Consider the following 711-nt stretch of genomic DNA (forward strand, 5'->3'; position numbering starts at 1 on the left):
CTATTGTTAGGGGAAAAGAGAATAAGCCAGTGGAGTATGGAATAAAAGCTCATATCAATCAAGTTGGGGGAATTAACATCATTGAGTATGCAAGTTACAATGCTTTCAATGAATGTAAAAGGCTCAAAGAGAGTGTACTAAGGCATGAGACAATGATTGGAGAATGTACTCATATAGCTGCGGATGGAATTTATCCAACCAATGAGAATCGTACTCTTTTAAGAGAAAAAAGTATTCAACATAACTTCTGTAGAAAAGGTAGAGGTAAAGATGATAAAGCCACAAAGCAAATGAAAGGCATCCTCAATAAAGAGAGGAGTACACGTTTAGAGGGTAGTTTTGGTACAGAAAAAGAACATTATTTACTTCGTAAAATAAAGGCAAGGAGTCAAAAGACGGAACTCATCTGGCTACACTTCGGCGTATATACAGCCAATGTGGTTAGGATTAGCAACCGAAGACAAGAAAACAGTCTACAAGCTCAGAAACTAGCAGCCTAACAATAAATCTTATAGGACAATAAATAACCACTCAACAAGCTGGTAGGATAAATTGTTGACCAGTTTTTAAGGAAAATCAAAATTTATAGTCACAATATGAATAAAATTGTATTTTTCAAATAAATCACCTCAATAAACATGAAAAATCCACCCAAAACATGAGTGGATTCTATTATAAATCAATATCGAAAAATAATTTTCAAGGGAAGCC

At 34.3% G+C, this 711-nt stretch carries 1 pseudogene; it reads left to right on the top strand.

Features of this window, described 5'->3' with window-relative positions:
• Positions 1-500: pseudogene (locus VB264_RS25050) on the top strand (DDE transposase); the annotation flags it as partial.
• Positions 501-711 lie beyond the last annotated feature (211 nt).

It is taken from the genome of Arcicella aquatica (assembly GCF_034928825.1).
In the GTDB taxonomy this organism is placed as follows: domain Bacteria; phylum Bacteroidota; class Bacteroidia; order Cytophagales; family Spirosomataceae; genus Arcicella; species Arcicella aquatica.